The sequence below is a fragment of the Providencia sp. PROV261 genome (assembly GCF_028477945.1).
Classification (GTDB): Bacteria; Pseudomonadota; Gammaproteobacteria; order Enterobacterales; family Enterobacteriaceae; genus Providencia; species Providencia stuartii.
This window is the reverse complement of record NZ_JAMPMC010000050.1, coordinates 1-25,624: the sequence shown is the minus strand read 5'-3', so window position 1 is coordinate 25,624 and position 25,624 is coordinate 1. Positions and strand designations below refer to the sequence as shown.

At 43.6% G+C, this 25,624-nt stretch carries 43 protein-coding genes and 1 pseudogene; 6 read left to right on the top strand and 38 right to left on the bottom strand.

Annotation, left to right across the window (positions count from 1 at the left end; all coding sequences use genetic code 11):
- Positions 1–181: 181 nt before the first annotated feature.
- Positions 182–727, top strand: coding sequence for a gamma carbonic anhydrase family protein (locus PR675_RS19455; RefSeq protein WP_014657276.1), 546 nt, complete (start codon positions 182–184; stop codon positions 725–727).
- On the opposite strand, the gene PR675_RS19450 is transcribed toward PR675_RS19455, so the two are convergent.
- The 5 genes and pseudogenes from PR675_RS19450 to dprA all read right to left on the bottom strand — a co-directional run bounded on the left by PR675_RS19450 (position 703) and on the right by dprA (position 4,003).
- Positions 703–963 carry a DUF1488 domain-containing protein gene (locus PR675_RS19450; protein WP_004926407.1) on the bottom strand — a complete coding sequence of 87 codons (261 nt, stop codon included), beginning with the start codon at positions 961–963 and terminating at the stop codon, positions 703–705. The two genes, PR675_RS19455 and PR675_RS19450, sit on opposite strands and share 25 nt — an antisense overlap.
- Positions 960–1,778: a shikimate dehydrogenase gene (aroE, locus tag PR675_RS19445; RefSeq protein ID WP_036942600.1), complete on the bottom strand. Its 819-nt coding sequence runs from the start codon at positions 1,776–1,778 to the stop codon at positions 960–962. Before aroE ends, PR675_RS19450 begins: the two co-directional genes overlap by 4 nt.
- Positions 1,779–1,785: 7 nt before the next feature.
- Positions 1,786–2,355 (bottom strand): L-threonylcarbamoyladenylate synthase type 1 TsaC, encoded by a 570-nt coding sequence (tsaC, locus tag PR675_RS19440; protein ID WP_014657274.1) that lies wholly within the window; start codon positions 2,353–2,355, stop codon positions 1,786–1,788.
- A gap of 12 nt (positions 2,356–2,367) precedes the next feature.
- Positions 2,368–2,907: a DNA topoisomerase family protein gene (locus tag PR675_RS19435; protein WP_004926410.1), complete on the bottom strand. Its 540-nt coding sequence runs from the start codon at positions 2,905–2,907 to the stop codon at positions 2,368–2,370.
- 17 nt (positions 2,908–2,924) lie between these two features.
- Positions 2,925–4,003 (bottom strand): annotated as a pseudogene (gene dprA, locus PR675_RS19430) (DNA-processing protein DprA).
- 132 nt (positions 4,004–4,135) lie between these two features.
- Between dprA and def the strand changes: the two are divergent.
- From def to mscL, 5 genes are all read left to right on the top strand, one after another.
- Positions 4,136–4,660, top strand: a complete 525-nt coding sequence (gene def, locus PR675_RS19425) for a peptide deformylase (protein ID WP_004926414.1) — start codon at positions 4,136–4,138, stop codon at positions 4,658–4,660.
- Between the two features lie 26 nt (positions 4,661–4,686).
- On the top strand, positions 4,687–5,634 hold the full coding sequence (gene fmt, locus PR675_RS19420; RefSeq protein WP_004926415.1) for a methionyl-tRNA formyltransferase: 948 nt from the start codon (positions 4,687–4,689) through the stop codon (positions 5,632–5,634).
- A gap of 71 nt (positions 5,635–5,705) precedes the next feature.
- Positions 5,706–6,992 (top strand): 16S rRNA (cytosine(967)-C(5))-methyltransferase RsmB, encoded by a 1,287-nt coding sequence (rsmB, locus tag PR675_RS19415; protein ID WP_053110888.1) that lies wholly within the window; start codon positions 5,706–5,708, stop codon positions 6,990–6,992.
- Positions 6,993–7,025: 33 nt separating this feature from the next.
- On the top strand, positions 7,026–8,402 hold the full coding sequence (gene trkA, locus PR675_RS19410; protein ID WP_004926419.1) for a Trk system potassium transporter TrkA: 1,377 nt from the start codon (positions 7,026–7,028) through the stop codon (positions 8,400–8,402).
- Between the two features lie 108 nt (positions 8,403–8,510).
- Positions 8,511–8,921, top strand: coding sequence for a large-conductance mechanosensitive channel protein MscL (gene mscL, locus PR675_RS19405; RefSeq protein ID WP_004926421.1), 411 nt, complete (start codon positions 8,511–8,513; stop codon positions 8,919–8,921).
- Between the two features lie 2 nt (positions 8,922–8,923).
- Here mscL and PR675_RS19400 read toward each other — a convergent pair whose 3' ends face one another.
- The 33 genes from PR675_RS19400 to PR675_RS19240 form a co-directional block, all read right to left on the bottom strand.
- Positions 8,924–9,124 carry an alternative ribosome-rescue factor A gene (locus tag PR675_RS19400; RefSeq protein WP_004926423.1) on the bottom strand — a complete coding sequence of 67 codons (201 nt, stop codon included), beginning with the start codon at positions 9,122–9,124 and terminating at the stop codon, positions 8,924–8,926.
- A gap of 42 nt (positions 9,125–9,166) precedes the next feature.
- Positions 9,167–9,583, bottom strand: coding sequence for a Zn(2+)-responsive transcriptional regulator (zntR, locus tag PR675_RS19395; protein ID WP_014657272.1), 417 nt, complete (start codon positions 9,581–9,583; stop codon positions 9,167–9,169).
- A 130-nt stretch (positions 9,584–9,713) separates the two neighbouring features.
- Entirely contained in the window at positions 9,714–10,100 is a 387-nt protein-coding gene (gene rplQ / locus PR675_RS19390; protein WP_014657271.1) for a 50S ribosomal protein L17, read from the bottom strand.
- 37 nt (positions 10,101–10,137) lie between these two features.
- The gene (locus PR675_RS19385) at positions 10,138–11,127 is read right to left on the bottom strand and encodes a DNA-directed RNA polymerase subunit alpha (protein ID WP_004926425.1); all 990 of its coding nucleotides are present in this window, start codon (positions 11,125–11,127) and stop codon (positions 10,138–10,140) included.
- Between the two features lie 25 nt (positions 11,128–11,152).
- Positions 11,153–11,773: a 30S ribosomal protein S4 gene (gene rpsD / locus PR675_RS19380; RefSeq protein WP_004265487.1), complete on the bottom strand. Its 621-nt coding sequence runs from the start codon at positions 11,771–11,773 to the stop codon at positions 11,153–11,155.
- Positions 11,774–11,807: 34 nt separating this feature from the next.
- Positions 11,808–12,197, bottom strand: a complete 390-nt coding sequence (rpsK, locus tag PR675_RS19375; RefSeq protein ID WP_002919257.1) for a 30S ribosomal protein S11 — start codon at positions 12,195–12,197, stop codon at positions 11,808–11,810.
- 16 nt (positions 12,198–12,213) lie between these two features.
- Complete coding sequence (rpsM, locus tag PR675_RS19370; RefSeq protein ID WP_004907144.1) at positions 12,214–12,570, bottom strand: 30S ribosomal protein S13; 357 nt, start codon at positions 12,568–12,570, stop codon at positions 12,214–12,216.
- A 144-nt stretch (positions 12,571–12,714) separates the two neighbouring features.
- On the bottom strand, positions 12,715–12,831 hold the full coding sequence (gene rpmJ / locus PR675_RS19365; protein WP_004265484.1) for a 50S ribosomal protein L36: 117 nt from the start codon (positions 12,829–12,831) through the stop codon (positions 12,715–12,717).
- Between the two features lie 47 nt (positions 12,832–12,878).
- Positions 12,879–14,204 carry a preprotein translocase subunit SecY gene (gene secY / locus PR675_RS19360; protein WP_004926428.1) on the bottom strand — a complete coding sequence of 442 codons (1,326 nt, stop codon included), beginning with the start codon at positions 14,202–14,204 and terminating at the stop codon, positions 12,879–12,881.
- Between the two features lie 7 nt (positions 14,205–14,211).
- Positions 14,212–14,646, bottom strand: coding sequence for a 50S ribosomal protein L15 (gene rplO, locus PR675_RS19355; RefSeq protein WP_004926430.1), 435 nt, complete (start codon positions 14,644–14,646; stop codon positions 14,212–14,214).
- A gap of 3 nt (positions 14,647–14,649) precedes the next feature.
- Positions 14,650–14,829 (bottom strand): 50S ribosomal protein L30, encoded by a 180-nt coding sequence (gene rpmD, locus PR675_RS19350; RefSeq protein WP_004926432.1) that lies wholly within the window; start codon positions 14,827–14,829, stop codon positions 14,650–14,652.
- 6 nt (positions 14,830–14,835) lie between these two features.
- Entirely contained in the window at positions 14,836–15,336 is a 501-nt protein-coding gene (rpsE, locus tag PR675_RS19345) for a 30S ribosomal protein S5 (RefSeq protein WP_004265471.1), read from the bottom strand.
- A gap of 14 nt (positions 15,337–15,350) precedes the next feature.
- Positions 15,351–15,704 (bottom strand): 50S ribosomal protein L18, encoded by a 354-nt coding sequence (gene rplR / locus PR675_RS19340; RefSeq protein WP_004926434.1) that lies wholly within the window; start codon positions 15,702–15,704, stop codon positions 15,351–15,353.
- A 9-nt stretch (positions 15,705–15,713) separates the two neighbouring features.
- Entirely contained in the window at positions 15,714–16,247 is a 534-nt protein-coding gene (rplF, locus tag PR675_RS19335; protein ID WP_060560798.1) for a 50S ribosomal protein L6, read from the bottom strand.
- 14 nt (positions 16,248–16,261) lie between these two features.
- Positions 16,262–16,654, bottom strand: a complete 393-nt coding sequence (rpsH, locus tag PR675_RS19330; protein ID WP_004926438.1) for a 30S ribosomal protein S8 — start codon at positions 16,652–16,654, stop codon at positions 16,262–16,264.
- Positions 16,655–16,688: 34 nt separating this feature from the next.
- Positions 16,689–16,994 (bottom strand): 30S ribosomal protein S14, encoded by a 306-nt coding sequence (rpsN, locus tag PR675_RS19325; protein ID WP_004926440.1) that lies wholly within the window; start codon positions 16,992–16,994, stop codon positions 16,689–16,691.
- Positions 16,995–17,006: 12 nt separating this feature from the next.
- Positions 17,007–17,546 carry a 50S ribosomal protein L5 gene (rplE, locus tag PR675_RS19320; RefSeq protein WP_004926441.1) on the bottom strand — a complete coding sequence of 180 codons (540 nt, stop codon included), beginning with the start codon at positions 17,544–17,546 and terminating at the stop codon, positions 17,007–17,009.
- 15 nt (positions 17,547–17,561) lie between these two features.
- Positions 17,562–17,876 (bottom strand): 50S ribosomal protein L24, encoded by a 315-nt coding sequence (gene rplX, locus PR675_RS19315; RefSeq protein WP_004926444.1) that lies wholly within the window; start codon positions 17,874–17,876, stop codon positions 17,562–17,564.
- 11 nt (positions 17,877–17,887) lie between these two features.
- Complete coding sequence (gene rplN, locus PR675_RS19310; RefSeq protein WP_004926446.1) at positions 17,888–18,259, bottom strand: 50S ribosomal protein L14; 372 nt, start codon at positions 18,257–18,259, stop codon at positions 17,888–17,890.
- 178 nt (positions 18,260–18,437) lie between these two features.
- Positions 18,438–18,692 (bottom strand): 30S ribosomal protein S17, encoded by a 255-nt coding sequence (rpsQ, locus tag PR675_RS19305; RefSeq protein ID WP_004265446.1) that lies wholly within the window; start codon positions 18,690–18,692, stop codon positions 18,438–18,440.
- The gene (gene rpmC, locus PR675_RS19300) at positions 18,692–18,883 is read right to left on the bottom strand and encodes a 50S ribosomal protein L29 (protein WP_004265442.1); all 192 of its coding nucleotides are present in this window, start codon (positions 18,881–18,883) and stop codon (positions 18,692–18,694) included. The genes rpsQ and rpmC overlap by 1 nt, the downstream gene beginning before the upstream one ends.
- Complete coding sequence (gene rplP, locus PR675_RS19295) at positions 18,883–19,293, bottom strand: 50S ribosomal protein L16 (protein WP_004926449.1); 411 nt, start codon at positions 19,291–19,293, stop codon at positions 18,883–18,885. Before rplP ends, rpmC begins: the two co-directional genes overlap by 1 nt.
- 12 nt (positions 19,294–19,305) lie before the next feature.
- Entirely contained in the window at positions 19,306–20,007 is a 702-nt protein-coding gene (gene rpsC, locus PR675_RS19290) for a 30S ribosomal protein S3 (protein WP_004926451.1), read from the bottom strand.
- Positions 20,008–20,024: 17 nt separating this feature from the next.
- Complete coding sequence (gene rplV, locus PR675_RS19285; protein WP_004265430.1) at positions 20,025–20,357, bottom strand: 50S ribosomal protein L22; 333 nt, start codon at positions 20,355–20,357, stop codon at positions 20,025–20,027.
- A 15-nt stretch (positions 20,358–20,372) separates the two neighbouring features.
- Positions 20,373–20,651 (bottom strand): 30S ribosomal protein S19, encoded by a 279-nt coding sequence (rpsS, locus tag PR675_RS19280; protein ID WP_004265426.1) that lies wholly within the window; start codon positions 20,649–20,651, stop codon positions 20,373–20,375.
- 14 nt (positions 20,652–20,665) lie between these two features.
- The gene (rplB, locus tag PR675_RS19275; RefSeq protein WP_004926454.1) at positions 20,666–21,490 is read right to left on the bottom strand and encodes a 50S ribosomal protein L2; all 825 of its coding nucleotides are present in this window, start codon (positions 21,488–21,490) and stop codon (positions 20,666–20,668) included.
- A 19-nt stretch (positions 21,491–21,509) separates the two neighbouring features.
- A complete protein-coding gene (rplW, locus tag PR675_RS19270) occupies positions 21,510–21,812 on the bottom strand; it encodes a 50S ribosomal protein L23 (protein WP_004926456.1) in 303 nt (100 codons plus the stop codon).
- Positions 21,809–22,414 (bottom strand): 50S ribosomal protein L4, encoded by a 606-nt coding sequence (rplD, locus tag PR675_RS19265; protein ID WP_004926458.1) that lies wholly within the window; start codon positions 22,412–22,414, stop codon positions 21,809–21,811. The genes rplW and rplD overlap by 4 nt, the downstream gene beginning before the upstream one ends.
- Positions 22,415–22,430: 16 nt before the next feature.
- Positions 22,431–23,060, bottom strand: coding sequence for a 50S ribosomal protein L3 (gene rplC, locus PR675_RS19260; protein WP_004926461.1), 630 nt, complete (start codon positions 23,058–23,060; stop codon positions 22,431–22,433).
- Positions 23,061–23,092: 32 nt separating this feature from the next.
- Positions 23,093–23,404 carry a 30S ribosomal protein S10 gene (gene rpsJ, locus PR675_RS19255; protein WP_001181005.1) on the bottom strand — a complete coding sequence of 104 codons (312 nt, stop codon included), beginning with the start codon at positions 23,402–23,404 and terminating at the stop codon, positions 23,093–23,095.
- 351 nt (positions 23,405–23,755) lie between these two features.
- Positions 23,756–24,232, bottom strand: coding sequence for a bacterioferritin (gene bfr / locus PR675_RS19250; protein ID WP_036942589.1), 477 nt, complete (start codon positions 24,230–24,232; stop codon positions 23,756–23,758).
- Positions 24,233–24,359: 127 nt separating this feature from the next.
- Positions 24,360–24,560, bottom strand: a complete 201-nt coding sequence (gene bfd, locus PR675_RS19245) for a bacterioferritin-associated ferredoxin (RefSeq protein ID WP_014657269.1) — start codon at positions 24,558–24,560, stop codon at positions 24,360–24,362.
- A gap of 93 nt (positions 24,561–24,653) precedes the next feature.
- Positions 24,654–25,397: an SDR family NAD(P)-dependent oxidoreductase gene (locus tag PR675_RS19240; protein ID WP_060560799.1), complete on the bottom strand. Its 744-nt coding sequence runs from the start codon at positions 25,395–25,397 to the stop codon at positions 24,654–24,656.
- Between the last annotated feature and the right edge of the window lie 227 nt (positions 25,398–25,624).

The following is a 25,624-nucleotide window of genomic DNA, read 5'->3' as shown; positions in this document are numbered from 1 at the left end:
CCCTTTTTTTGAAAAAAAGTACTGTTTGAAGATAAAATCATCACTATGTTTTTTTTTCTAGCATTGTGACTATAAAACAAACAACAAATACCCTCTTTTTTGAAGGATACTCTTCTTCATAATATGAATAGATATCGACTATTCTATTTAATACCACTAATTATCAACTATGGTCATCTTTATGAACAAACACTTAAGACCTTATCTCGATATTTATCCCACCACTGGCTCTAACGTTTTTATCGATCCTTCAGCTGTTGTGATCGGCGATGTTCGTTTAGCTGATGATGTCAGTATTTGGCCTTTATCCGTATTACGTGGTGATGTGAACTACATTGAAATTGGTGCTCGCACTAATATACAAGATGGTTCCGTCTTACACGTAACACACAAATCAAAACATAACCCAGAAGGCAACCCTCTAATTATTGGCGAAGATGTCACCGTCGGACATAAAGTGATGCTTCATGGTTGCACAATCGGGGATCGCGTATTAGTCGGTATGGGTTCTATTATTCTTGATGGAGCAATAATCGCTAGCGACGTAGTTATAGGCGCAAATAGCCTCGTCACCCAAGGCAAAAAACTGGAAAGTGGCTACCTTTATGTTGGTAGCCCAGCTAAAGCTGCCCGTAAACTAACGGAAGCTGAATTAGAACATCTACGTTATTCAGCGAATAACTACGTTCAATGGAAGAATGATTATTTATCTTCTGGTAAAGAATAAACACTATCATCTTCCTGAGGGCCTTGAGCTATCAAGGCCTCAAACTCTTCTTCTATATCCCAACGGTTATTTTGGAACAGCACTAATGGCTCAGCCCCTTCTCCATACCGCCGATAAAGCAACGAGTCTGATATTACACATTCAGCTAACATTCCACTAATTAATACCGGAAAATGGACTTTTCTTGTAGCAGCATTCCACTCTTCTCTATCTGGAAATTGAATAGCTTGATTCACTTTTTCAGTTCCTTTTGTAATACAAGAAGAACTGGCTCTATATCTGGAAGTACTCCATGCCATAATTTAAAAGCGAAAGCGGCTTGCCCAACTAACATACCTAAACCATCGGCAAGGCGATTTACCTGATGAGAACTCGCGAACGATAGAAATGGTGTTAAACCATGTTGATAAAACATGTCATAACATGCCACCCGCGCAGAAAATACAGCGGGATCAATTGCGGGGATCTCGCCACTCACTCCAGATGAAGTCGCATTAATGATGAGATCGAAACAGGCTGTTTTGATCTGTTCGATCGGCTGTGCTTTTATTTTTCCAAAGCTAACAAATTGATTTACTAATGTTTCTGCTTTAGAAAAAGTCCTATTCGTTAGCGTAATTTCGCACCCAAATTCTAAGAGAGGTAATAAAGCCCCCCTCGTTGCACCACCAGCACCAATAATTAATACTTTGCTATTGCTATGAATAAAATTAAGCCGTTGAAGATCTAGCAAAAGGCCAGCACCATCCGTGTTATCACCTAATAACCGGTGACTATCCAGTTTCATCACGGTATTTACTGCACCGCACGATTGAGCTCTATCTGTTAGCTCAGATACCATTTGATATGCGTTTTCCTTAAAAGGTAGCGTAACATTCGCCCCCATCCCTCCCTGAGCAAAAAATGCAGACAATGACTGCTCAAAGCCATCTAGTGGTGCCAAAATACGTTCATATTCCAGCGCAATACCCGTCTGTTCAGCAAACATCTGGTGTATAATTGGCGATTTACTATGCGCTATCGGATGACCAAAAACGGCATATTTACCCATATAATAGTTATCCTTTACGATAAAGTTGCCCTGTTTTAGCATCCCGAATTTCTGATGGGTTTTGACGGCCCCCCACCATTCCATCAAGCACAGGGATACTTCCCTTAAACTGCTCTAGAACTTCATTGGTTGTCCTACATGGCTCCTGACCGCTTAAATTCGCACTTGTAGATACTAATGGCTTACCGTATTCGCGACAGAGCTCTTTTACTAACCCATGATCTGTTACTCTTACCGCCAAAGTATCGAAACGCCCAGTTAACCATTTCGGAGTGGATGATTTGGCTGGGATAACCCAAGTCACAGGCCCTGGCCAGCTTGCAAACATCGTTTGCTTTTGTTCATCAGTCAACTGACTATCGTCCACATAGTCTTTCAGCTGTTCATAATTGTCTGCGATAAGAATTAGCCCTTTCTCCCAAGGACGTTGTTTTAACTCAAGTAACTTATTAACCGCTTGTTCACTATCAGGATCACAACCTAATCCAAATACGGCCTCAGTGGGATAAGCGATAACTTCCCCTTTGTTCAGGGAAACAATAATATTTTCAATTGCAGGTGTAGCTTTATTTTGCATCTTTTTAACTCATTATTCTTTTTGTGGTTTACCACATCGTTTACTGGCACAAAATAATCTTACTCCTTGAGCACCCCTTTTTTCCATAAGTAATGGATAATGACAAAACTCACATTCACCCGAAACAGGCTTATGATTGAGAATAAATTGGCAAGACGGATAGCTATCACACGCATAAAATGTTTTTCCAAACCGAGACTTACGTTGTAATAGGTGACCTGTCTGGCACTGGGGGCAAGCAACTTTCGTTTCATCTGGCTTATCAATTAATTCAATATGCTCACACTCTGGGTAGTGACTACATCCAATAAACATACCAAATCGCCCTTGCTTCAAAACCAAATCATGACCGCATTGTGGACATGCTTGCCCTTCTAATACTTTTACTACATGGCTTTCTGCCGAAGGACGCATAGGTTTGAGATAATGACATTGAGGGTACGAAGAACAAGCAAAAAAAGGCCCATGAGCACCATTACGAATGACCAGCAAAGAACCGCATTCAGGACAATGTTCATTTTTCTCTGTTTCAAAAGGCAATTGCTTTGACATGATTTTCTCTTAGCCAACTAACTTAATTTTATATACCCACCAGTAACAGAAGCGATAGCACCGTCTATCTCAAGTTCCGTCAAAACGGCAATGACTTCTGTTATCGGCTGTTGTACACGCTCAGCAATCACATCTGCAGGTGTAGGGTGATACTCAACCATACTCAATATTTTATTCTCTGTCAGATTAAATTCAGCATTCAGCGTTTCTTCTTCTAATGGCTCGACTGGCAACCAATTTAGTCCAACCTCTATATGGTGTTTGATATCTTCGGGTTCAACAAGTAGATATGCTCCTTGTTGTAATAACCAATGGTTACCACTGTAAGCTGAATTACCAAGTGGTGCGGGTATCGTAAAAAGGTCTCTATTTTGCTCAATGGCATAACGAGCCGTTATCAATGAGCCACTTTTCAACCCTGCCTCTACCACGACTGTCGCTTTACTTAAGCCACTAATAATTCGATTTCGTCGAGGAAATTGCCTAGGTAGCGGAGGCGCATTTGGTAAAAACTCAGAGATTAGTACCCCCTCTTGTTTAATCTGCTCCGCCAGCGCAGTATGCTGCCTAGGATAAATATTTGCTAATCCACTCCCTAAAACGGCAACTGTTTTCCCATTTGCTGCGAGTGCCGCGCGATGACTTGCAGCATCAATACCAAATGCTAACCCGCTAGTAATTGTAAAACCATAGTCAGTAAATTTATTGGCAAACCGATCCGCCCATTTACGGCCATACTCACTCGCTTGCCGACTACCGACTATTGCGATTTGTGCTGTCGCCATCAGCTCACTTTGCCCTATTACAAACAAGACGAGTGGCGGATTAGATATATGCTTTAATAAGGAAGGGTACAAGGAATCACAAAAGTAATCAGTTGATTTTCTTCCTTTTCTAGCCATTTAAGCGTTTGAGCTAATTTTACAGATGGCACGTGTAGAAACTGTAAACACTGCAGTTCACTTAACCCACACTCCTGTAAAACAGAAGAGCATACTTGTTCTAATATCCTTAGCTTATTAATAATTTTTAATGCCTTATGTGGTGATAGCCGGCTCACCTGAGACATTCTTAACCAAATTTCTTGCACATCCATGGCGTCTTCCTGACTTTATTGTAAAGGTTCATCTGTGAACAAATCGTAACCAATACTGTCAATATGACTGATAAATGTCTAGAATAGGCATTAATTCCTATTCACTTTTTTGGACGCTGCTCGAAAAAATTTATGTCAGTATTAAATGTATTACATTACCCAGACGAACGCTTACGCACAATTGCTAAGCCAGTAGAAAAAGTTGATGCCGAAATTCAACAGATCGTCGATGATATGTTCGAAACGATGTATGAAGAAGAAGGTATCGGTCTTGCTGCGACTCAAGTCGATATTCATCAGCGGATCATTGTTATTGATGTCTCGGAAACGCGGGATCAACGACTTGTTCTTATTAACCCTGAATTATTAGACAAATCAGGTGAAACGGGTATTGAAGAAGGTTGTCTTTCTATTCCTGAACAACATGGTTTTGTCCCCAGAGCAGAGCATGTTAAGGTTCGTGCCCTTGACTATAATGGCGATAGTTTTGAACTTGAAGCCGATGGCTTACTCGCTATCTGTATTCAACATGAAATGGATCACCTTGTTGGTAAATTGTTTGTTGATTACTTATCACCATTAAAGCGCCAGCGTATCCGACAAAAGGTTGAAAAACTAGATAGAATGAGAGCTAAAGCAGCAAAAACAGCTAACTAGACAGATTTATACAGGGAAATATAACCGTGTCGGAATCATTAAAAATTATCTTTGCAGGTACACCTGATTTTGCGGCTGGGCACTTAGCCGCTTTACTTAAAACTAAACATCAGGTTGTCGGTGTTCTTACACCACCAGATAAGCCCGCGGGGAGGGGTAAAAAGCTGACGCCAAGCCCTGTCAAAGTATTAGCACAAGAACACCAAATTCCAGTTTTTCAGCCTACTACGCTGAAAAATGTAGATAATCATCAATGGATCAAAGATCACAACGCAGATTTGATGATTGTTGTTGCTTATGGGTTTATTTTACCAAAAGCCGTTTTAGATATTCCGCGTTTAGGTTGTCTGAATGTACACGGTTCTTTACTACCACGCTGGCGCGGTGCTGCACCTATTCAACGCTCAATTTGGGCTGGTGATGCTGAAACTGGCGTAACCATTATGCAAATGGATGAAGGGTTAGATACTGGGGATATGCTGTATAAAGCAAGTTGCCCAATTATGCCTGAAGATACTAGTGCAACACTTTATGAAAAACTGGCAGTGATTGGCCCAGAAGCATTGATCCATACGTTAGAACTGATATCCAATCAGCAATGTGTGCCTGAAAAACAAGATGACTCTTTGGCAAACTACGCTGAAAAGTTATCTAAAGAGGAAGCTCGTATTGATTGGCAACAATCCGCTGAACAAATAGAGCGCTGTATTAGGGCATTTAATCCTTGGCCAATGAGCTATTTTACAGTTCAAGAGCAGCTTATTAAGGTATGGCAGGCACAAGTCATTGCCGAAAACCATAATGAGCAACCAGGCACTATCCTCAGCGCTGATAAAAATGGCATATGCGTTGCAACAGGTAACGGAAAACTCAATATCACTCAGTTACAACCACCGGGTAAAAAGGCCATGGGAGCGCAAGATCTCCTCAACTCACGCCGAGAATGGTTCACTCCTGGACAGCAACTTAATTAGAAAGCCAATAAATTTGCCTGATAATATATTCAGGCAAATTTATTTCGTGACGAATAGACTCACCTTCACTTATGAAAAATACATATAACTTGCGTAGCATCGCAGCGGTAGCCATCGGTCAAGTCATTGATGGTGGCCAGTCTCTCAGTACGGTACTACCTGAATTACAAAAAAATATAAATGAAAAAGATAAGTCTCTATTACAAGAGATTTGCTTTGGTGTCCTACGCTATTTACCTAAACTGGAATGGTTTGTTGCTCAGCTTATGGAGAAACCACTAACAGGTAAACAGAGAACATTGCACTACTTGATTATGGTGGGGATTTATCAACTCCTCTATACACGTATTCCTCCTCATGCCGCTTTAGCGGAAACGGTCAATGGAGCAGTTGCACTAAAACGCCCTCAATTAAAAGGGCTTATCAATGGTGTGTTACGATCATTCCAACGGCAACAAACTCAACTCGAAGAGCGTAATACTAATAATAGTAGCCAATACCTTCATCCGAGCTGGCTTTTAAAGCGCCTTCAAAATGCTTACCCTGATAAGTGGCAAACGATTATTGATGCAAATAACCAGCGTCCTCCCATGTGGTTAAGGGTTAATTCCCAACATCACACTGCTGAACAGTATCAAAAATACCTAGAAGAAAATGAGATTGCATCTGAATTGCATCCACATCACCCCTGCGCGATAAAACTGTCAGAGCCAACTTCAGTTACAAGGCTTCCTGGCTTTGAAGAAGGTTGGGCAACTGTGCAAGATGTTTCTGCTCAAGGGTGTGCGGAACTGCTTGAACCACAAAATCATGAAACGATCCTTGATCTATGTGCAGCACCCGGTGGTAAAACAACTCATATACTGGAGCTTGCACCAAAAGCACATGTCGTTGCTGTTGATATTGATGAGCACCGCCTTAAACGTGTAAAAGAAAACTTGCAACGTTTGCAACAGCAAGCAGCGGTCATTCAAGGTGATGGTACAAAACCAGAAGAGTGGGCTAATGGGCAACTGTTTGATCGTATTCTTCTTGATGCCCCATGCTCAGCAACAGGCGTTATCCGCCGTCATCCTGATATAAAGTGGTTAAGGCGCGATTCTGACATTAATGAACTCACCGAACTTCAAGCTAAAATATTAGAATCAATTTGGCCTTACCTAAAAGTTGGCGGTACCCTTGTCTATGCGACCTGTTCAATTATGCCTGAAGAGAATAGCTTACAAATAAAAAACTTCTTGGCTAAGCACCCTGAAGCCTCTCTTAATGATGGCACAACAGCAGGCTTACAGATACTACCTAGTATAACTGGTGGTGATGGCTTCTTTTACGCGCGCTTGGTCAAACAAGAGAACTAATCCAATAAAACTTGTCTGAGATAGGAATATTCAATGAAAATCATTATTTTAGGTGCTGGACAAGTTGGCGGAACCCTCGCTGAGAATCTAGTGGATGAAAACAATGATATTACTGTCGTTGACACTAACGCTGATCGCTTGCGCCAATTGCAAGATCAATTTGATCTCCGAGTTGTAAACGGCCATGGGTCACATCCACGCGTACTACGTGATGCGGGGGCAGAAGATGCAGACATGTTGGTTGCCGTCACCAATTCTGATGAAACGAATATGATCGCGTGCCAAATCGCCTATAGCCTTTTTAATACACCAAATAAAATTGCACGTATTAGGGCGACTGAATATATCCGTGAAGCAGACAAGTTATTTTTGCCTGAACAAATCCCTATTGATTACCTGATTTCCCCAGAACAATTGGTTATTGATTATATCTATAAATTAATCCAATACCCTGGTGCACTCCAAGTCGTCAATTTTGCTGAAGGGAAAGTCAGTATTGTTGCGGTTAAAGCCTACTATGGTGGTTCATTAGTGGGTAATGCCCTTTCCAGTTTACGCGAGCACATGCCACATATTGATGCCAGAGTTGTTGCCATTTTTCGTCAAGATCGTCCGATTCGGCCTCAAGGTTCAACAATCATCGAAGCTGGTGATGAAGTCTTTTTCGTGGCTTCAACTCAACACATTCGAGCAGTGATGAGTGAATTGCAGCGCTTAGAAAAACCATACAAACGCCTCATGATCGTGGGTGGGGGTAATGTCGGTGCTGGTTTAGCGAAAAGGCTAGAAAAAGATTACAGTGTAAAACTTATCGAACGAAATCAACAGAGAGCAACTGAACTCGCTGAATTGCTGCATGACACAATTGTATTTTATGGCGATGCTTCCGACCAAGAGTTACTTACAGAAGAGCATATTGAACAGATGGACGTCTTTATTGCTCTAACAAATGATGATGAAGCAAACATAATGTCAGCCATGTTAGCGAAAAAAATGGGGGCCAAAAAAGCTATGGTGCTCATTCAAAGAACTGCTTATGTTGAATTAGTTCAAGGTGGTGTTATTGATATTGCAGTGTCACCGCAACAGGCGACGATTTCAGCATTATTAAGTCATGTTAGGAAAGCCGATATTGTCAGTGTTTCTTCATTAAGACGAGGTGTTGCTGAAGCAATTGAAGCAATTGCTCATGGCGATGAAAATACCTCTAAAGTTGTTGGTAAAAAGATTTCAGATATAAAACTCCCGCCAGGAACCATTATTGGTGCTTTAGTTAGAGAAGATGAAGTCATTATTGCCAGTGATTATCATATAATCGAACAAGGAGACCATGTCATTATGTTCATTACCGATAAGAAATATGTTCCTGATGTTGAAAAATTATTCCAACCAAGTCCCTTCTTTTTATAATTATCAAAATAAAACGACAATCTTATTTGCAGCTTAATTAAAGTAGATACTATAATTTGTTAACTAAATATTTATTTTGTCACAAATAGTTTTCAATTAGGGGGTAGAATGAGTTTTTTAAAAGAGTTTCGCGAATTTGCGATGAAGGGCAATGTTGTCGATATGGCTGTCGGTATCATTATTGGTGCTGCATTCGGTAAAATTGTTTCTTCATTAGTCGCCGATGTCATTATGCCGCCATTGGGTCTATTAATTGGTGGAGTTGACTTTAAACAATTTAGCGTCGTACTAAGAGCCGCCGAAGGGGATATTCCTGCTGTAGTTCTTAATTATGGTATGTTTATACAGACTGTATTTGACTTTGTTATCGTCGCATTTGCTATTTTTATGGCAATTAAAGTAATGAACAAAGTTCGTCGTGAAAAAGAAGCAGAGCCTGAAGCACCACCGGCGCCAAGTAAAGAAGAAGTGTTATTATCAGAAATTCGTGATTTATTAAAAGAACAAAATAAAAAGTAATACTAGAAAACCAGTGGTAATAAGTTAAAAAACTGATTACCACTGGCCTCCCAGTTATTACCTTTACCATGTTTTGCTTTACGGTTATAACTTCCTTTCCCTTTCTTGTTTTTCTCTACTCTTTGTCTAAATAGCGGATCATGTAACAATGCTTCGATCGCATTATCTTTAATTTGACCACGTTTATGTTGATATCGACTCATGATATACCTTCTTTTAAAAATGAATTTAAAGTAAATTTTCGATTAATAAACTTTCGATGCGCCTTTCTCAAGTATTTCCATTATCGAGCAATATGTCGACGCATGCTCTTCACCACAACAAGCTGAGCTGAGCATTTTCAGTGAATCACGCATAATAATAAGTTCTTGTATCTTTTTTTCAACTTCAAACAAGCGTAAATCAACAATTTGCTTCGATTCTTGGCATGTATGATGCTCAGGATCAACACGTATTGATAATAACTCAGTGATAGCTTCTAAGGTGAAGCCGAGTTGCTTAGCATAACGGATAAACCGAAGCCGTTGCAAATCCTGCTCAGTATACAACCTATAGCCACCTTCTGTCCTCAGTTTATGCCCCATCAAACCTTGTTTTTCATAAAAACGAATCGTGTCTGGTGTGACATCGGCGAGACGCGCAATTTGCCCAATTTTATACATAGTCATGGGAACTCCACTCTAAATAGGGTCAAAATAGAATAAATCAAGTCAATGAAGCTTAGAGAAAGGATAGAATAGCAGGTACAAAAAAACCGGGCAAATATACCCGGTTTTTTTGATAGCAGACAGATTACTCTGCTGCTGCTTCTTGAGACTCAACAGCACGGTCAACAAGCTCGATGTAAGCCATCGGAGCATTGTCACCAGTACGGAAGCCACACTTAAGAATACGAGTGTAACCGCCCGCACGAGCTGCAAAGCGAGGTCCCAATTCATTAAACAATTTTGCCACGATCTCGTTATCACGAGTACGGGCGAATGCCAGACGACGATTAGCTACGCTGTCGGTCTTGGCAAGAGTAATCAGCGGCTCAACGACGCGACGCAGTTCTTTCGCTTTAGGCAGAGTCGTCTTGATGATTTCATGACGAACTAAAGAACCTGCCATGTTACGGAACATAGCTTGGCGGTGGCTGCTGTTGCGGTTCAATTGACGACCACTCTTACGATGGCGCATGACCTTATCCTTCTCAGTAAAACCTTAACCTGTGATCTTAATCATCAGCAATACTTGCTGGTGGCCAATTTTCTAAGCGCATGCCCAGAGAAAGACCACGAGATGCCAAGACGTCCTTAATTTCAGTAAGAGATTTCTTACCAAGGTTAGGCGTTTTAAGCAACTCAACTTCTGTACGCTGAACCAGATCACCGATGTAGTGGATAGCTTCTGCTTTAAGGCAGTTAGCAGAGCGGACAGTCAATTCCAGATCGTCAACTGGGCGCAATAAGATAGGATCGAACTCTGGTTTCTCTTCTTTAACTTCAGGCTGACGAACATCACGTAAGTCAACAAAAGCTTCAAGTTGTTCAGCCAGAATAGTCGCTGCACGGCGAATCGCCTCTTCAGGATCGATTGTACCGTTTGTTTCCATTTCGATAACTAACTTATCCAAGTCAGTACGTTGTTCAACACGAGCTGCTTCAACATTGTAGGCAATACGCTCTACAGGGCTATAGCAAGCATCGACTAACAGACGACCGATTGGGCGCTCATCTTCTTCCGAATGTACTCGGGCAGAAGCCGGCACATAACCACGACCACGCTGAACTTTAATTCGCATGTTAATAGATGCGCTTTCGTCAGTCAGGTGGCAGATAACGTGCTGCGGCTTGACGATTTCGACATCGCCATCATGGACGATGTCGGCTGCAGTCACAGGGCCAATGCCAGATTTATTCAAGGTTAAAATAACTTCATCTTTACCCTGAACTTTTACCGCCAGCCCTTTCAGGTTGAGGAGAATCTCCAGGATATCTTCCTGTACACCTTCTTTGGTGCTGTACTCATGCAGTACACCATCAATCTCAACCTCTGTCACCGCACAACCCGGCATAGACGAAAGCAGAATACGGCGCAGTGCGTTACCAAGAGTATGACCGAAGCCACGCTCTAAAGGCTCAAGGGTCACCTTGGCGTGCGTCGAACTCACTTGCTCGATATCTACCAGGCGCGGTTTTAGAAACTCTGTCACAGAACCCTGCATTGTGTCCTCTCTTTGGTGCTAAGCTTTACTTAGAGTAAAGCTCGACGATCAGGTGTTCGTTAATGTCCGCAGACAGGTCAGTACGTTCAGGAATACGTTTGAACACACCTTCCATTTTAGCAGCATCAACTTCCAGCCAAGTTGGCTTCTCACGCTGTTCAGCCAGCTCTAAAGCAGCCTTAATACGAGACTGTTTTTTCGCTTTCTCACGAACGCTGATAACGTCATTCGGGGAAACCTGATAAGAAGCGATATTAACTACTCGACCATTTACCATGATAGCTTTGTGGCTAACCATTTGACGTGCTTCTGCGCGAGTTGCGCCAAAGCCCATACGGTAAACGACGTTATCAAGACGGCCTTCCAGCAGAGTCAACAGGTTTTCACCTGTGTTGCCTTTCAGACGTGTTGCTTCTTTATAATAGTTACGGAATTGACGTTCCAGAACACCGTAAATACGACGAACTTTTTGTTTTTCACGTAACTGAACACCGTAGTCAGACAGACGCGGTTTACGCGCTCCGTGCTGGCCAGGTGCCTGTTCTAATTTACACTTGGTGTCAATCGCGCGAACACCAGACTTCAGGAAGAGGTCTGTTCCTTCGCGACGGCTCAGCTTGAGCTTAGGACCCAAATATCTAGCCATTTTCTTTCTCCAACAGTCCTAAAAACGAAACGTATTAAACGCGACGTTTTTTCGGTGGGCGACAACCGTTATGAGGGATAGGAGTCACATCAGTAATATTTGTGATGCGGAAACCTGCGGCGTTCAGAGCACGAATTGTTGATTCGCGACCCGGACCCGGTCCCTTAACCATAACTTCCAGGTTCTTGATACCGTATTCTTTCACGGCTTCTGCGCAACGCTCTGCTGCAACCTGAGCTGCAAACGGAGTGGATTTGCGAGAACCACGGAAACCGGAACCACCGGCAGTTGCCCAACCTAATGCGTTACCCTGACGATCAGTAATAGTAACGATTGTGTTGTTGAAAGAAGCATGGATATGAGCCACACCGTCTGAGACTTGCTTTCTTACACGCTTACGTGCACGAATTGGTGCTTTTGCCATTATTCAATACCCCGACTTATTTCTTGATCGGCTTACGCGGACCCTTACGGGTACGAGCGTTAGTCTTAGTACGCTGACCGCGCACAGGTAGACCACGACGATGACGTAAACCACGGTAACATCCAAGGTCCATCAGACGCTTGATGCTCAGGGTAATTTCACGACGTAAGTCACCTTCTACCACATACTTGGCAACTTCGTCACGCAGCTTGTCGATTTGTTCTTCAGACAGCTCACTGATCTTAACATTTTCAGCAATTCCAGTCGCTTCACAGATAGCCTGTGAACGAGTTTTGCCGATTCCGAAAATCGATGTTAAAGCGATCACGGTATGTTTATGATCAGGAATGTTAATGCCTGCTATACGGGCCACTATGCACTCCTAAGTTAAAATATACATTATTGTGCTGAAAAGCCCGTTTTCAGGATACTCAAACAATAATGTATCTCGATAAAAAAGATTGGCTGGCTAATTTAGCCAGCTCAACCCAACTTTGCAAGAAAAAAATGCTTTTTCTTAACCTTGACGTTGTTTATGTCTTGGCTCAACACTGCAAATTACACGAACGCTACCATTGCGACGGATAATTTTACAGTTACGGCATAATTTCTTGACGGAAGCACGAACTTTCATTTTTACTCTCCGTAACTTCTAAAGCAAACCATAATCACACTAAGCGATTACTTACCTTTTAGATTTGCTTTCTTCAATGCAGACTCATATTGACTTGACATCATTAGAGTTTGCACTTGAGCCATAAAGTCCATGATAACGACAACTACGATTAATAGAGAAGTACCACCAAAGTAAAAAGGTACTTTCATTGCGTCACGCATGAACTCCGGGATTAGGCAGATGAAGGTAATATAAAGTGCACCGACTAAAGTCAGGCGAGTCATTACCTTATCAATGTACTTGGCCGTTTGCTCTCCCGGACGAATTCCTGGTACAAATGCACCGGACTTCTTCAGGTTATCTGCTGTTTCTCTTGGGTTGAAAACCAACGCCGTATAGAAGAAACAGAAGAAGATGATCGCAGAAGCATAAAGCAACACATAGAACGGTTGACCAGGCTGCAAGAACATAGAAAGAGTTGTCAGCCAGTCCCAGCCAGTTCCATCACCGAACCAAGATGCTATTGTACCCGGGAACAGTATGATACTGGAAGCAAAAATTGCAGGAATTACACCCGCCATATTCACTTTTAATGGTAAATGTGTGCTTTGTGCCGCATAAACACGGCGTCCTTGTTGGCGTTTCGCGTAGTTAACAACGATTCTACGTTGACCACGCTCCATGAATACAACAAAGAAAGTTACCGCGAATACGAGCACTGCAACCAACAGCAACAGGAGGAAGTGCAGATCGCCTTGCCGAGCTTGCTCGATAGTATGGCCAATGGCCGGCGGTAGACCCGCAACGATACCAGCGAAGATAATGATTGAGATACCGTTACCAATACCTCTTTCCGTTATCTGCTCACCTAGCCACATAAGGAACATGGTTCCTGTAACTAAGCTAACAACAGCCGTGAAGTAGAACGGGAGACCCGGATCAATAACTAGCCCTTGCATCCCTGGCATATTCGGAAGACCCATTGCAATACCCACAGATTGGAATATTGCTAACACCAAAGTACCCCAACGAGTATATTGGCTTATCTTCCGACGACCTGCTTCACCTTCTTTCTTAATCTCTGCTAGTCGTGGGTTAACCACTGACAATAATTGGATAATAATAGATGCCGAAATATACGGCATAATACCCAAAGCAAAGATAGAAGCTCGGCTAAGAGCACCACCAGAGAACATGTTAAACATATCAATGATGGTGCCTTGTTGCTGTTCGAGCAATTTGGCAAGCACAGTGGCATCAATACCAGGGATTGGAATAAAAGAACCAATACGGAAAACAATCAGTGCACCTATAACAAACAAAAGTCTGCGTTTCAGCTCACCAACACCACCTTTGGCACTTTGAAAATCTAATCCTGGTTGTTTAGCCATCTGTCACTTATTCCTCAATTTTACCGCCGGCAGCTTCAATCGCAGCGCGAGCACCTTTAGTAACACGAAGGCCACGTACAGTTACTGCACGATTCACTTCGCCAGAAAGAATAACTTTCGCATATTCAATCTGGATGCCAACAACATTCGCGGCTTTTAGTGCGTTCAGATCAATAACATCGCCTTCAACAGCAGCAAAATCAGACAGACGAACTTCTGCAGTGATCATTGCTTTACGTGAAGTAAAACCAAATTTTGGTAGACGACGGTATAAAGGCATCTGGCCGCCTTCGAAACCACGACGTACGCCACCGCCAGAACGAGATTTCTGACCTTTGTGACCACGTCCGCCGGTTTTACCCAGACCAGAACCGATACCACGACCTAAGCGCTTAGGCGCGTGCTTGGCACCTTCAGCCGGAGACAGAGTATTTAAACGCATCTCTTACTCCTCAACTTTAACCATGTAGGAAACCAAGTTGACCATACCGCGAACAGCAGGAGTGTCCTCACGTTCTACTGTATGACCAATGCGACGCAGACCTAAACCGATCAAAGTTGCCTTATGCTTAGGCAGGCGACCGATTGAACTGCGAACTTGTGTAATTTTAATAGTCTTAGCCATGGCTGATTACCCCAGAATTTCTTCGACGGATTTTCCACGCTTAGCTGCGACCATTTCTGGAGACTTCATGCTGTCTAAAGCATCCAGTGTTGCACGAACCACGTTGATTGGGTTTGTGGAACCATAGGTTTTAGCCAGTACGTTGCGAACTCCAGCTACTTCTAAAACAGCACGCATTGCACCACCGGCGATGATACCAGTACCTTCGTGAGCAGGTTGCATAAACACGCGAGAACCGGTGTGTGTACCTTTCACAGGGTGGAACAAAGTGCCGTTGTTTAGAGCAACGGTTTTCATGCTGCGACGGGCTTTTTCCATCGCTTTCTGGATTGCTGCCGGAACTTCGCGCGCTTTGCCGTAGCCAAAACCAACGCGACCGTTACCATCACCAACTACTGTCAGTGCTGTAAAGCTGAAAATACGGCCACCTTTAACGGTTTTTGCTACGCGGTTTACCGCGATCAGCTTTTCCTGCAGTTCGCCAGCTTGTTTCTCGATGTGAGCCATCTTACACCTCTACCTTAGAACTGAAGGCCAGCTTCACGGGCAGCTTCTGCCAGTGCCTGGACTCTACCATGATATTGGAAACCAGAACGGTCAAAAGCAACAGTAGTGATGCCTTTTTCCAATGCGCGTTCAGCAATAATTTTACCAACAACTGCTGCTGCGTCTTTGTTTCCAGTGAATTTCACTTGCTCATTGATAGCTTTTTCTGTAGTAGAAGCGGCCACCAAAGTTTCAGAACCGTTTGGAGCGATAACCTGCGCATAAATATGGCGTGGAGTACGGTGTACCACCAGGCGTGTCGCACCCAACTCTTGGATCTTGCGGCGTGCGCGGGTCGCACGACGGATACGAGCTGCTTTCTTATCCATAGTGTTACCTTACTTCTTCTTAGCCTCTTTAGTACGCACGATTTCATCGGCGTAACGAACACCCTTGCCTTTGTAAGGCTCAGGACGACGGTAAGCACGCAGTTCTGCCGCGACTTGACCAATCACTTGCTTATCCGCACCTTTCAGTACGATTTCAGTTTGTGTTGGGCATTCTGCAGTAATGCCTGCTGGCAGTGCGTGTTCAACCGGATGCGAAAAACCTAGAGACAAGCTAACAGCGTTGCCTTTAACTGCCGCACGGTAACCAACACCGACTAGTTGAAGTTTTTTAGTGAAGCCTTCAGTAACACCAATAACCATTGAGTTAAGCAGAGAACGAGAAGTACCCGCCTGTGCCCAAGCATCAGCGAAACCTTCGCGCGGTGCGAAAGTTAAGCGGCCATCTTCATGTTTAACTTCAACTGCATTATGGATAGTACGAGTAAGCTCGCCGTTTTTACCCTTAATCGAAATAACCTGACCGTTGAGTTTTACCTCTACGCCGGCAGGAATGACGACGGGTGCTTTTGCCACACGAGACATTCTTTCCTCCCGAATTAAGCTACGTAGCAGAGAATCTCGCCACCAAGACCAGCTTGGCGAGCTGCACGATCAGTCATGACACCTTTAGAGGTAGAAATAACAGCGATACCTAAGCCAGCCATAACTTGTGGCAGCTCATCTTTTTTCTTATAGATGCGCAGACTTGGGCGGCTTACACGCTGAATGCTTTCTACTACAGCCTTACCTTGGAAATAACGCAGAGTCAGTTCCAATTCTGGCTTAGTGTCGCCTTCAATTTTAAAATCTTCAATATAACCTTCTTCCTTCAGCACTTTGGCAATCGCCACTTTCAGCTTGGAGGAAGGCATGGTGACCGCAACTTTGTTCGCGGCCTGACCGTTACGGATACGGGTCAGCATATCCGCGATGGGATCTTGCATGCTCATCTGTCTTTACTCCCGTGATTCAATATGGTGACAATTACCAACTAGCCTTTTTAAGGCCCGGGATTTCACCGCGCATAGCGGCTTCACGGACTTTAATACGGCTCAGACCAAATTTCCGCAGGAAACCGTGCGGACGCCCAGTTTGACGGCAGCGGTTACGCTGACGAGAAGGACTTGAATCACGTGGCAGTGTTTGCAGCTTGAGAACAGCGTCCCAGCGATCTTCATCAGATGCGTTTACATCAGAGATGATAGCTTTCAGTTCAACGCGTTTTGCGAAAAACTTCTCAGCTAATTTAGCACGCTTAACATCACGCGCTTTCATAGATTTCTTAGCCATGAGTACCCTGCCTTACTTGCGGAACGGGAAGTTGAACGCTGCTAACAGTGCGCGACCTTCGTCATCTGATTTCGCAGTTGTGGTGATAGTAATATCTAAACCACGCACACGATCCACTTTATCGTAATCGATTTCAGGGAAGATGATTTGTTCACGTACGCCCATGCTGTAGTTACCGCGACCATCAAATGACTTAGCGGACAAGCCACGGAAGTCACGAATACGTGGTACAGCAATAGAAATCAGTCGCTCAAGGAACTCCCACATGCGTTCGCCACGCAGGGTTACTTTACAGCCGATTGGATAGCCCTGACGGATTTTGAAGCCTGCAACAGATTTGCGTGCTTTGGTGATCAATGGTTTTTGACCAGAGATTGCTGCCAAGTCAGCTGCTGCATTGTCCAGCAGTTTTTTATCAGCAATCGCTTCACCAACACCCATATTCAGGGTGATCTTCTCGACCCGAGGGACTTGCATGACAGAATTGTAACCAAACTGAGCCATCAGTTTTTTAGTTACTTCGTCTTTATAGTAATCATGCAGTTTCGCCATCGTATACTCCAAAAATTACTTGATAGTTTCACTGTTAGATTTGAAGAAACGGACTTTTTTGCCGTCTTCGAATCTAAAGCCTACACGGTCAGCCTTACCAGTTGCCGCGTTAAAGATTGCAACGTTAGAAACGTGAATTGCCGCTTCTTTTTCAACGATGCCACCTGGTTGATTCAGAGCCGGAACTGGCTTCTGATGTTTTTTAACCAGATTGATACCTTCAACGATAACTTTACCAGAAGAAATAACCTGTTTTACTTTACCGCGCTTACCTTTATCTTTACCAGTCAGCACGATAACTTCGTCATCACGACGGATTTTCGCTGCCATAGTTCCGCTCCTTAGAGTACTTCAGGTGCCAGTGAGATAATTTTCATAAACTTCTCTGTACGAAGTTCACGAGTTACCGGCCCAAAAATACGCGTACCGACTACTTGCTCGCTGTTATTGTTTAGAATAACGCATGCATTACTATCGAAGCGAATGACAGAACCGTCCGGGCGACGTACACCCTTCTTGGTGCGCACCACTACCGCCTTCAGGACATCACCTTTTTTCACTTTACCGCGTGGAATTGCTTCTTTAACAGTAATTTTAATGATGTCGCCGACGCCTGCATAGCGACGGTGCGAGCCACCTAGAACCTTGATACACATTACGCGACGTGCACCGGAGTTGTCGGCCACGTTCAGCATAGTCTGTTCTTGGATCATTTTAGTGCTCCGCTAAATGTCAACTACTACTGAGCCACTTCATTATTGAAGAGACCGTTCAATATAACCCACAATACGAGGGCGCGGCATTATAACACCACATCTTCGTTATGGACAGAAAAAAATAAACGGCTCAGTAAAAAAGAGCCGTTTATTTATTAGAAAAGGCTATTCTATATTATAAAACAGCTTTTTCAACAACGCGAACTAAGGCCCAAGACTTAGTCTTAGACAGTGGACGAGTTTGGCGGATTTCTACCACGTCACCGATTCCACATTCATTGTTCTCGTCATGTACGTGCAATTTAGTCGTACGACGGATGAATTTACCATACAGAGGGTGCTTCACCATACGCTCGATAGCAACAACAATAGATTTCTCCATTTTATCGCTAACTACACGACCTTGCAGAGTACGGATTTTATCGCTCATTACGCACCTGCCTTCTCAGTCAGTAAAGTCTTCACACGTGCGATATCGCGACGCACTTGTTTCAACAGATGAGACTGTTGCAGCTGACCACTTGCAGCCTGCATACGTAAGTTGAATTGTTCACGTAACAGGTTCAAAAGTTCAGCGTTCAGCTCTTCAACGCTTTTTTCGCGCAGCTCTTGTGCTTTCATTACATCACCGTCTTAGTTACAAAGGTGGTTTTGATAGGCAGTTTCGCTGCTGCCAGAGAGAATGCTTCACGAGCCAGCTCTTCAGGCACACCGTCCATTTCATACAGGACTTTACCAGGCTGGATCAAGGCAACCCAATATTCTACGTTACCTTTACCTTTACCCATACGAACTTCGAGTGGCTTCTCAGTAATTGGCTTGTCTGGGAACACACGGATCCAGATTTTACCTTGACGCTTAACTGCACGGGTCATAGCACGACGTGCCGCTTCGATCTGACGAGCAGTCAGACGACCACGGCCCACAGCTTTAAGACCGAAAGTGCCGAAGCTAACATCCGTACCTTGTGCCAGACCACGGTTGCGGCCTTTGTGCACTTTACGGAATTTTGTACGCTTTGGTTGTAACATCAGCGACTCTCCTTACTTGCGGCCTTTACGCTGCTGCTTTTTAGGTTGAGCAGCTGGTTTTTCAGCTTGTTCAACAGCAGCCATACCACCCAGAATCTCACCTTTGAAGATCCATACCTTAACGCCGAGAACACCGTAAGTGGTGTGCGCTTCTGAAGTGTTGTAATCGATATCAGCACGTAGAGTGTGCAGTGGCACACGGCCTTCACGATACCACTCGGTACGAGCGATTTCAGCACCGCCTAAACGGCCGCTGACTTCAACTTTAATACCTTTAGCGCCCAGACGCATTGCGTTTTGTACAGCGCGTTTCATAGCACGACGGAACATAACACGACGTTCCAGCTGTGAAGCGATGCTGTCAGCAACCAATTTAGCGTCCAGTTCTGGTTTACGAACTTCGGCGATATTGATTTGCGCAGGAACACCAGCGATATCCGCTACTGTTTTACGCAGTTTTTCTACGTCTTCACCTTTCTTACCGATAACGATACCTGGGCGAGCAGTGTGAATAGTCACACGAATGCTTTTTGCAGGACGCTCGATAACGATGCGTGAAATTGACGCTTTTGCCAATTCTTTGTTCAAGTACTGGCGTACTTTATAATCGCTGTCTAGGTTGTCAGCGAATTCATTAGTATTCGCGTACCAAGTAGAGTTCCAAGGTTTGACAATACCCAGGCGAATACCATTAGGATGTACTTTCTGACCCATTGCTAGTCTCCAGAGTCTCAGCGATCGGACACAACCACAGTAATGTGGCTGGTGCGCTTAAGAATACGATCTGCACGGCCTTTCGCACGCGGCATGATGCGTTTCATGGTTGGACCTTCGTCAACGAAAATTTTCGCAACTTTCAGGTCATCAATGTCAGCGCCATCGTTTTGCTCTGCGTTAGCAATTGCAGATTCAAGTACTTTCTTCACTAAACCAGCAGCTTTCTTGTTGGTGTAGGTCAGAATTTCCAGAGCTTGCGACACTTTCTTACCGCGAATCAGGTCGGCAACTAAGCGAACCTTCTGGGCAGAAGAACGAGCGTGGCGATGCATAGCTAAAGTTTCCATCTCTTCCTCCTATCCTTAACGTTTCTTAGCTTTCTTATCAGCCGCATGGCCGCGATAAGTGCGAGTCGGTGCGAATTCACCCAGTTTATGACCAACCATTTCGTCGGTAACAAAAACTGGAACATGCTGACGACCATTATGGACAGCGATGGTCAATCCGATCATATTAGGAAAGATCGTTGAACGACGGGACCAAGTCTTAAGAGGCTTCTTGTCTCCGCTTTCCACCGCTTTCTCTACCTTCTTCAGCAAGTGCAGGTCAATAAAAGGACCTTTCTTGAGAGAACGTGGCATGGTTTATCCTCTAATTATTTTTTAGAACGATGACGTACGATGAATTGATCAGTACGCTTGTTGCTACGAGTTTTCTTACCTTTGGTTTGAACGCCCCAAGGTGTTACAGGGTGTTTACCAAAGTTACGACCCTCACCACCACCATGTGGGTGATCGACTGGGTTCATCGCCGTACCACGAACGGTAGGACGAATACCACGCCAGCGGCTAGCACCAGCTTTACCCAGAACACGTAACATGTGCTCAGCGTTACCAACTTCACCTAAAGTTGCACGGCAATCAGCCAGAACTTTACGCATTTCACCAGAACGCAGACGCAGAGTGACATAAGCACCATCACGTGCAACGATCTGAGCATAAGTACCTGCTGAACGCGCTAACTGACCACCTTTACCTGGTTTCAGTTCGATGTTGTGAACTGTAGAACCAACAGGGATGTTGCGCATTGGCAGTGCGTTACCAGTTTTGATTGCTGAATCAACGCCAGATTGGATCTGGTCACCAGCTTTCAAACCTTTAGGCGCAAGAATATAACGACGTTCACCGTCTTTATATAGAACCAGTGCAATGTTCGCAGAACGGTTTGGATCATATTCCAAACGCTCAACAACAGCAGGAACACCGTCTTTGTTGCGTTTAAAGTCAACCAGACGATAGTGTTGCTTATGGCCACCACCAATGTGACGAGTGGTGATACGGCCATTGTTGTTACGACCACCGGATTTGCTGTTTTTTTCTAACAGCGGAGCATAAGGTTTGCCCTTATGCAGCTCAGGGTTAACCACTTTAACTACGTGGCGACGGCCCGGAGACGTAGGTTTACATTTAACAATTGCCATTGTTCTTTACTCCTCCGACTTACTCTGCGCCGCCAATGAAGTCCAGATTCTGGCCTTCTTTCAGCGTAACGTAAGCTTTTTTCCAGTCGCTACGACGACCAAAACGCTGACCGTGGCGTTTAGTTTTGCCTTTAACCAGCAAAGTGTTAACACCTTCAACTTCGACTTCAAACAGTTTCTGCACAGCAGCTTTAATTTCTGCTTTAGTCGCGTCTTTCGCAACTTTGAGAACGATGGTATTGCTTTTTTCCATCGCTGTAGAAGCTTTTTCAGATACGTGCGGCGCGCGCAGTACTTTTAGCAGACGTTCTTCACGGATCATGCCAGCATCTCCTCAACTTGCTTCACAGCATCAGCAGTCATAACCACTTTGTCGAAGGCGATTAAGCTAACTGGGTCGATACCCGCTGCATCACGAACGTCAACCTTGTACAGGTTACGTGCTGCTAAGAACAGATTTTCATCTAATTCAGCAGTGATGATCAGTACATCTTCCAGAGCCATATCTTTCAGTTTCTGTGCCAGCAACTTAGTTTTAGGTGCTTCAACAGAGAACTTCTCGACAACGATCAGACGATCTTGACGTACCAGTTCAGACAGGATGCTTTTCAGAGCACCGCGGTACATCTTCTTATTAACTTTTTGACTGTGGTCCTGTGGTTTAGCAGCGAAGCTAACACCACCAGAGCGCCAAATTGGGCTCTTGATAGAACCAGAACGTGCGCGGCCTGTGCCTTTTTGACGCCATGGTTTTTTACCTGAACCAGAAACTTCAGCACGAGTTTTCTGAGCACGAGTACCTTGACGAGCACCAGCTGCATACGCAACAACTACTTGGTGAACAAGCGCTTCATTGAAATCACGCCCGAAGGTAGTTTCGGAAACAGTCAGCGCGCTTTGCGCGTCTTTCATTACCAATTCCATTCCTATCTCCTCGACGTTAAGCCTTGACAGCCGGTTTTACGATCAGGTCGCTACCAGTTGCACCTGGAACAGCACCTTTGACCAGCAGCAGGTTGCGCTCAGCGTCAACACGTACTACATCTAGGCTTTGAACGGTTACACGCTCATTACCCAGTTGGCCTGCCATTTTCTTGCCTTTGAACACTTTGCCCGGAGTCTGGTTCTGACCGATAGAACCCGGAACACGGTGAGACAAGGAGTTACCATGGGTAGCATCTTGGGTACGGAAATTCCAACGCTTAACTGTACCAGCGAAGCCTTTACCTTTAGATGTACCAGTAACGTCGACTTTTTTAACGTCAGCGAAAATTTCAACGCTAATGCTTTGACCTACGTTAAATTCAGCACCTTCTTCAGTACGGAATTCACGTAGAATACGGCCAGCTTCGACGCCAGCTTTAGCGAAATGACCTGCCTCAGGCTTAGATACACGGTTCGCTTTTTTGCTACCAGTAGTCACCTGAATTGCATTATAACCGTCAGTTTCTGCTGTTTTAACTTGAGTAACGCGGTTATTTTCGATTTCGATAACTGTTACAGGGATAGAAACACCATCTTCAGTGAAGATACGCGTCATACCCACTTTTTTACCGACTAAACCAATCATTGTTTCAACCTCTCAATCGTTCGACGACCTGATTAACCCAGGCTGATCTGCACGTCTACGCCGGCAGCCAGGTCCAGACGCATCAGAGCATCAACGGTCTTCTCGGTTGGCTCAACGATGTCAACCAGACGTTTGTGAGTGCGAATTTCGTACTGATCACGCGCATCTTTGTTAACGTGCGGAGAAATCAGAACGGTAAAACGCTCTTTACGTGTCGGCAGCGGGATAGGACCACGAACTTGCGCACCAGTGCGCTTAGCAGTCTCTACGATTTCCGCAGTTGATTGATCAATTAAACGATGATCAAAGGCTTTCAGGCGGATACGGATTCTTTGGTTCTGCATGAGACCAGAGCTCCAACTATTTTATAAACGTAAATAATTACTCCTCGCACCCATTTCGATTGATGGGGGAGTGTAATCGTTCTTTGATGTAACCCCCAAATCGGGAGTATTGTCTAAATGAGTTACAAATCGTGAACTCAATACTGACCTTTAAGACCTAAAAAACTAGGGATTACTAATCAGTAAGCCCGCGCATTATACGCAACTGAATCTTAAACGCAAGTAATCGGAGAAAATATGTGCGAATTTTTCTGTTTTTTTACTTATAGCACTTTTCAATAAAAAACGCCTCACTATTACTTTTTTGTAGTGAGGCGTGATATTACAGCACACAAATAAATCGAAAAAGCATTACTCCTCTTCAATAATTTGCGCCTGTGTATAATTTTGAATACCCATACGTTTGATTAAATCTAACTGCGTTTCTATCCAATCAATATGGTTTTCTTCATCAGCTAAAATTTCAATCATCAGATCACGACTAACGTAATCATGAATTGAGTCTGCGTAACTAATCGCTTCTTTTAGATTTTTAGCCCCATCAAGCTCCAGCTTAAGATCTGAAGCTAACATCTCCTCAACATCTTCACCAATGTTAAGTTTACCGAGGTCTTGCAGGTTAGGTATCCCCTCAAGGAATAAGATACGTTCGATATACTTATCTGCATGTTTCATTTCATCAATCGATTCATGGTATTCCACCTCATTAAGACGTGTTAAACCCCAATTTTTAAACATACGTGCATGCAAAAAGTATTGATTGATTGCTACTAACTCATTGCCCAATAACTTATTCAGATGGGCTATCATTTTTTTATCGCCTTTCATTTTTTATACTCCATTGCTTCCAGTCTTTAAAGTGTAGTACTGAAATGCTAACAATGAGTAATTTTCTATAGAGAATTTGAGATGAAAGTTACTTATTAATGAATGAGTTAAATGATTATTATTTCGATTAAGCGACTTCAGCAATACAGATATGCTCGGCAAGTGCTAACTCATCATTTAAGATTTCACGAGTTTGCCTGATGCACTTACCGCATTCGCGACCGACAGGGAGGATTTGACGTAGCCCTTTTAATGACGTCACATGATATTGGCGCACCGCACTTCTAATTTGTTTATCCGTTACGGCTTCACAGAGACATACATACATAGCAACTACCTGCATAAATTACACACAGGTAGTTTAAATAAAAATGATTACCATTTCAATTATCGTTACGATCAATTTACATAAAACGTTTCATTAAGCAGTAAAACCTCCATCCACTAAATAGGCAGCTCCTGTCACAAATGACGCTGCATCACTAGCTAAAAAGGCAACAACATTAGCAACCTCTTCAGGTGTCCCTATCCTTTTCATCGGATGCATCTCTGCTAACTTTTGTTTATCTAAATCGCGCCCATCCAATAATGGAGTATCGATATAACCAGGGCAAACTGCATTAATTCGAATATTATGCATTGCATAACTTATTGCCAATGTTTGCGTTAACAGTTTGATCCCACCTTTTGAAGCGCAATATGCTGGAAATTGATGTTGCCCCACAAACGAACATATAGAGCCACAGTTAACAATTGCTCCTTCTTTTTGGTTTTTTAACCAATAATCGATAACAGCTCGATTAATCAAAAATAATCCATTGAGATTAACATCAATGACATGCTGCCATTTTTCATAAGCGAGTTTGTGGGCAACGTCATCGGCAAGTATTCCTGCATTAGCAAATAAAAAATCAATCGAACCGTATTCCTTTACTGTATGCGCCACTAACCGATCATTCTCTTTTTCATTGGCTGCATCCATCTGAAAAAATTGTATTGCGCCCTCTTTGTTCTTCAAGCGATTGAGTGCCCTCTGGCCACGGTCAGCATGACTTCCCGTAATGATAACTGACGCACCTAATGATAAAAATTTTTCTGCAGCCGCTAGGCCAATACCGCTACTCCCTCCCGTAATAATGCCAACCTTACCTGCGAACGAAATCATGCCTCATCTCCTCATCTTCATTATGATGATTAAATAATAGACAATTCGTTTGAGTTTATTGGTAATACTGATGTTGAATCTTGATTTTGTGACCGAATTAACGCATTGAAATTTAATAAATAAATAGAAATATCACAAGGATTGATAATGTCTTGAGAGACAATTCTTCGCGGTAAATAGATAGGAGATGAGGGAGATAAGAAATACAAAAGGGCACCCTATGGATG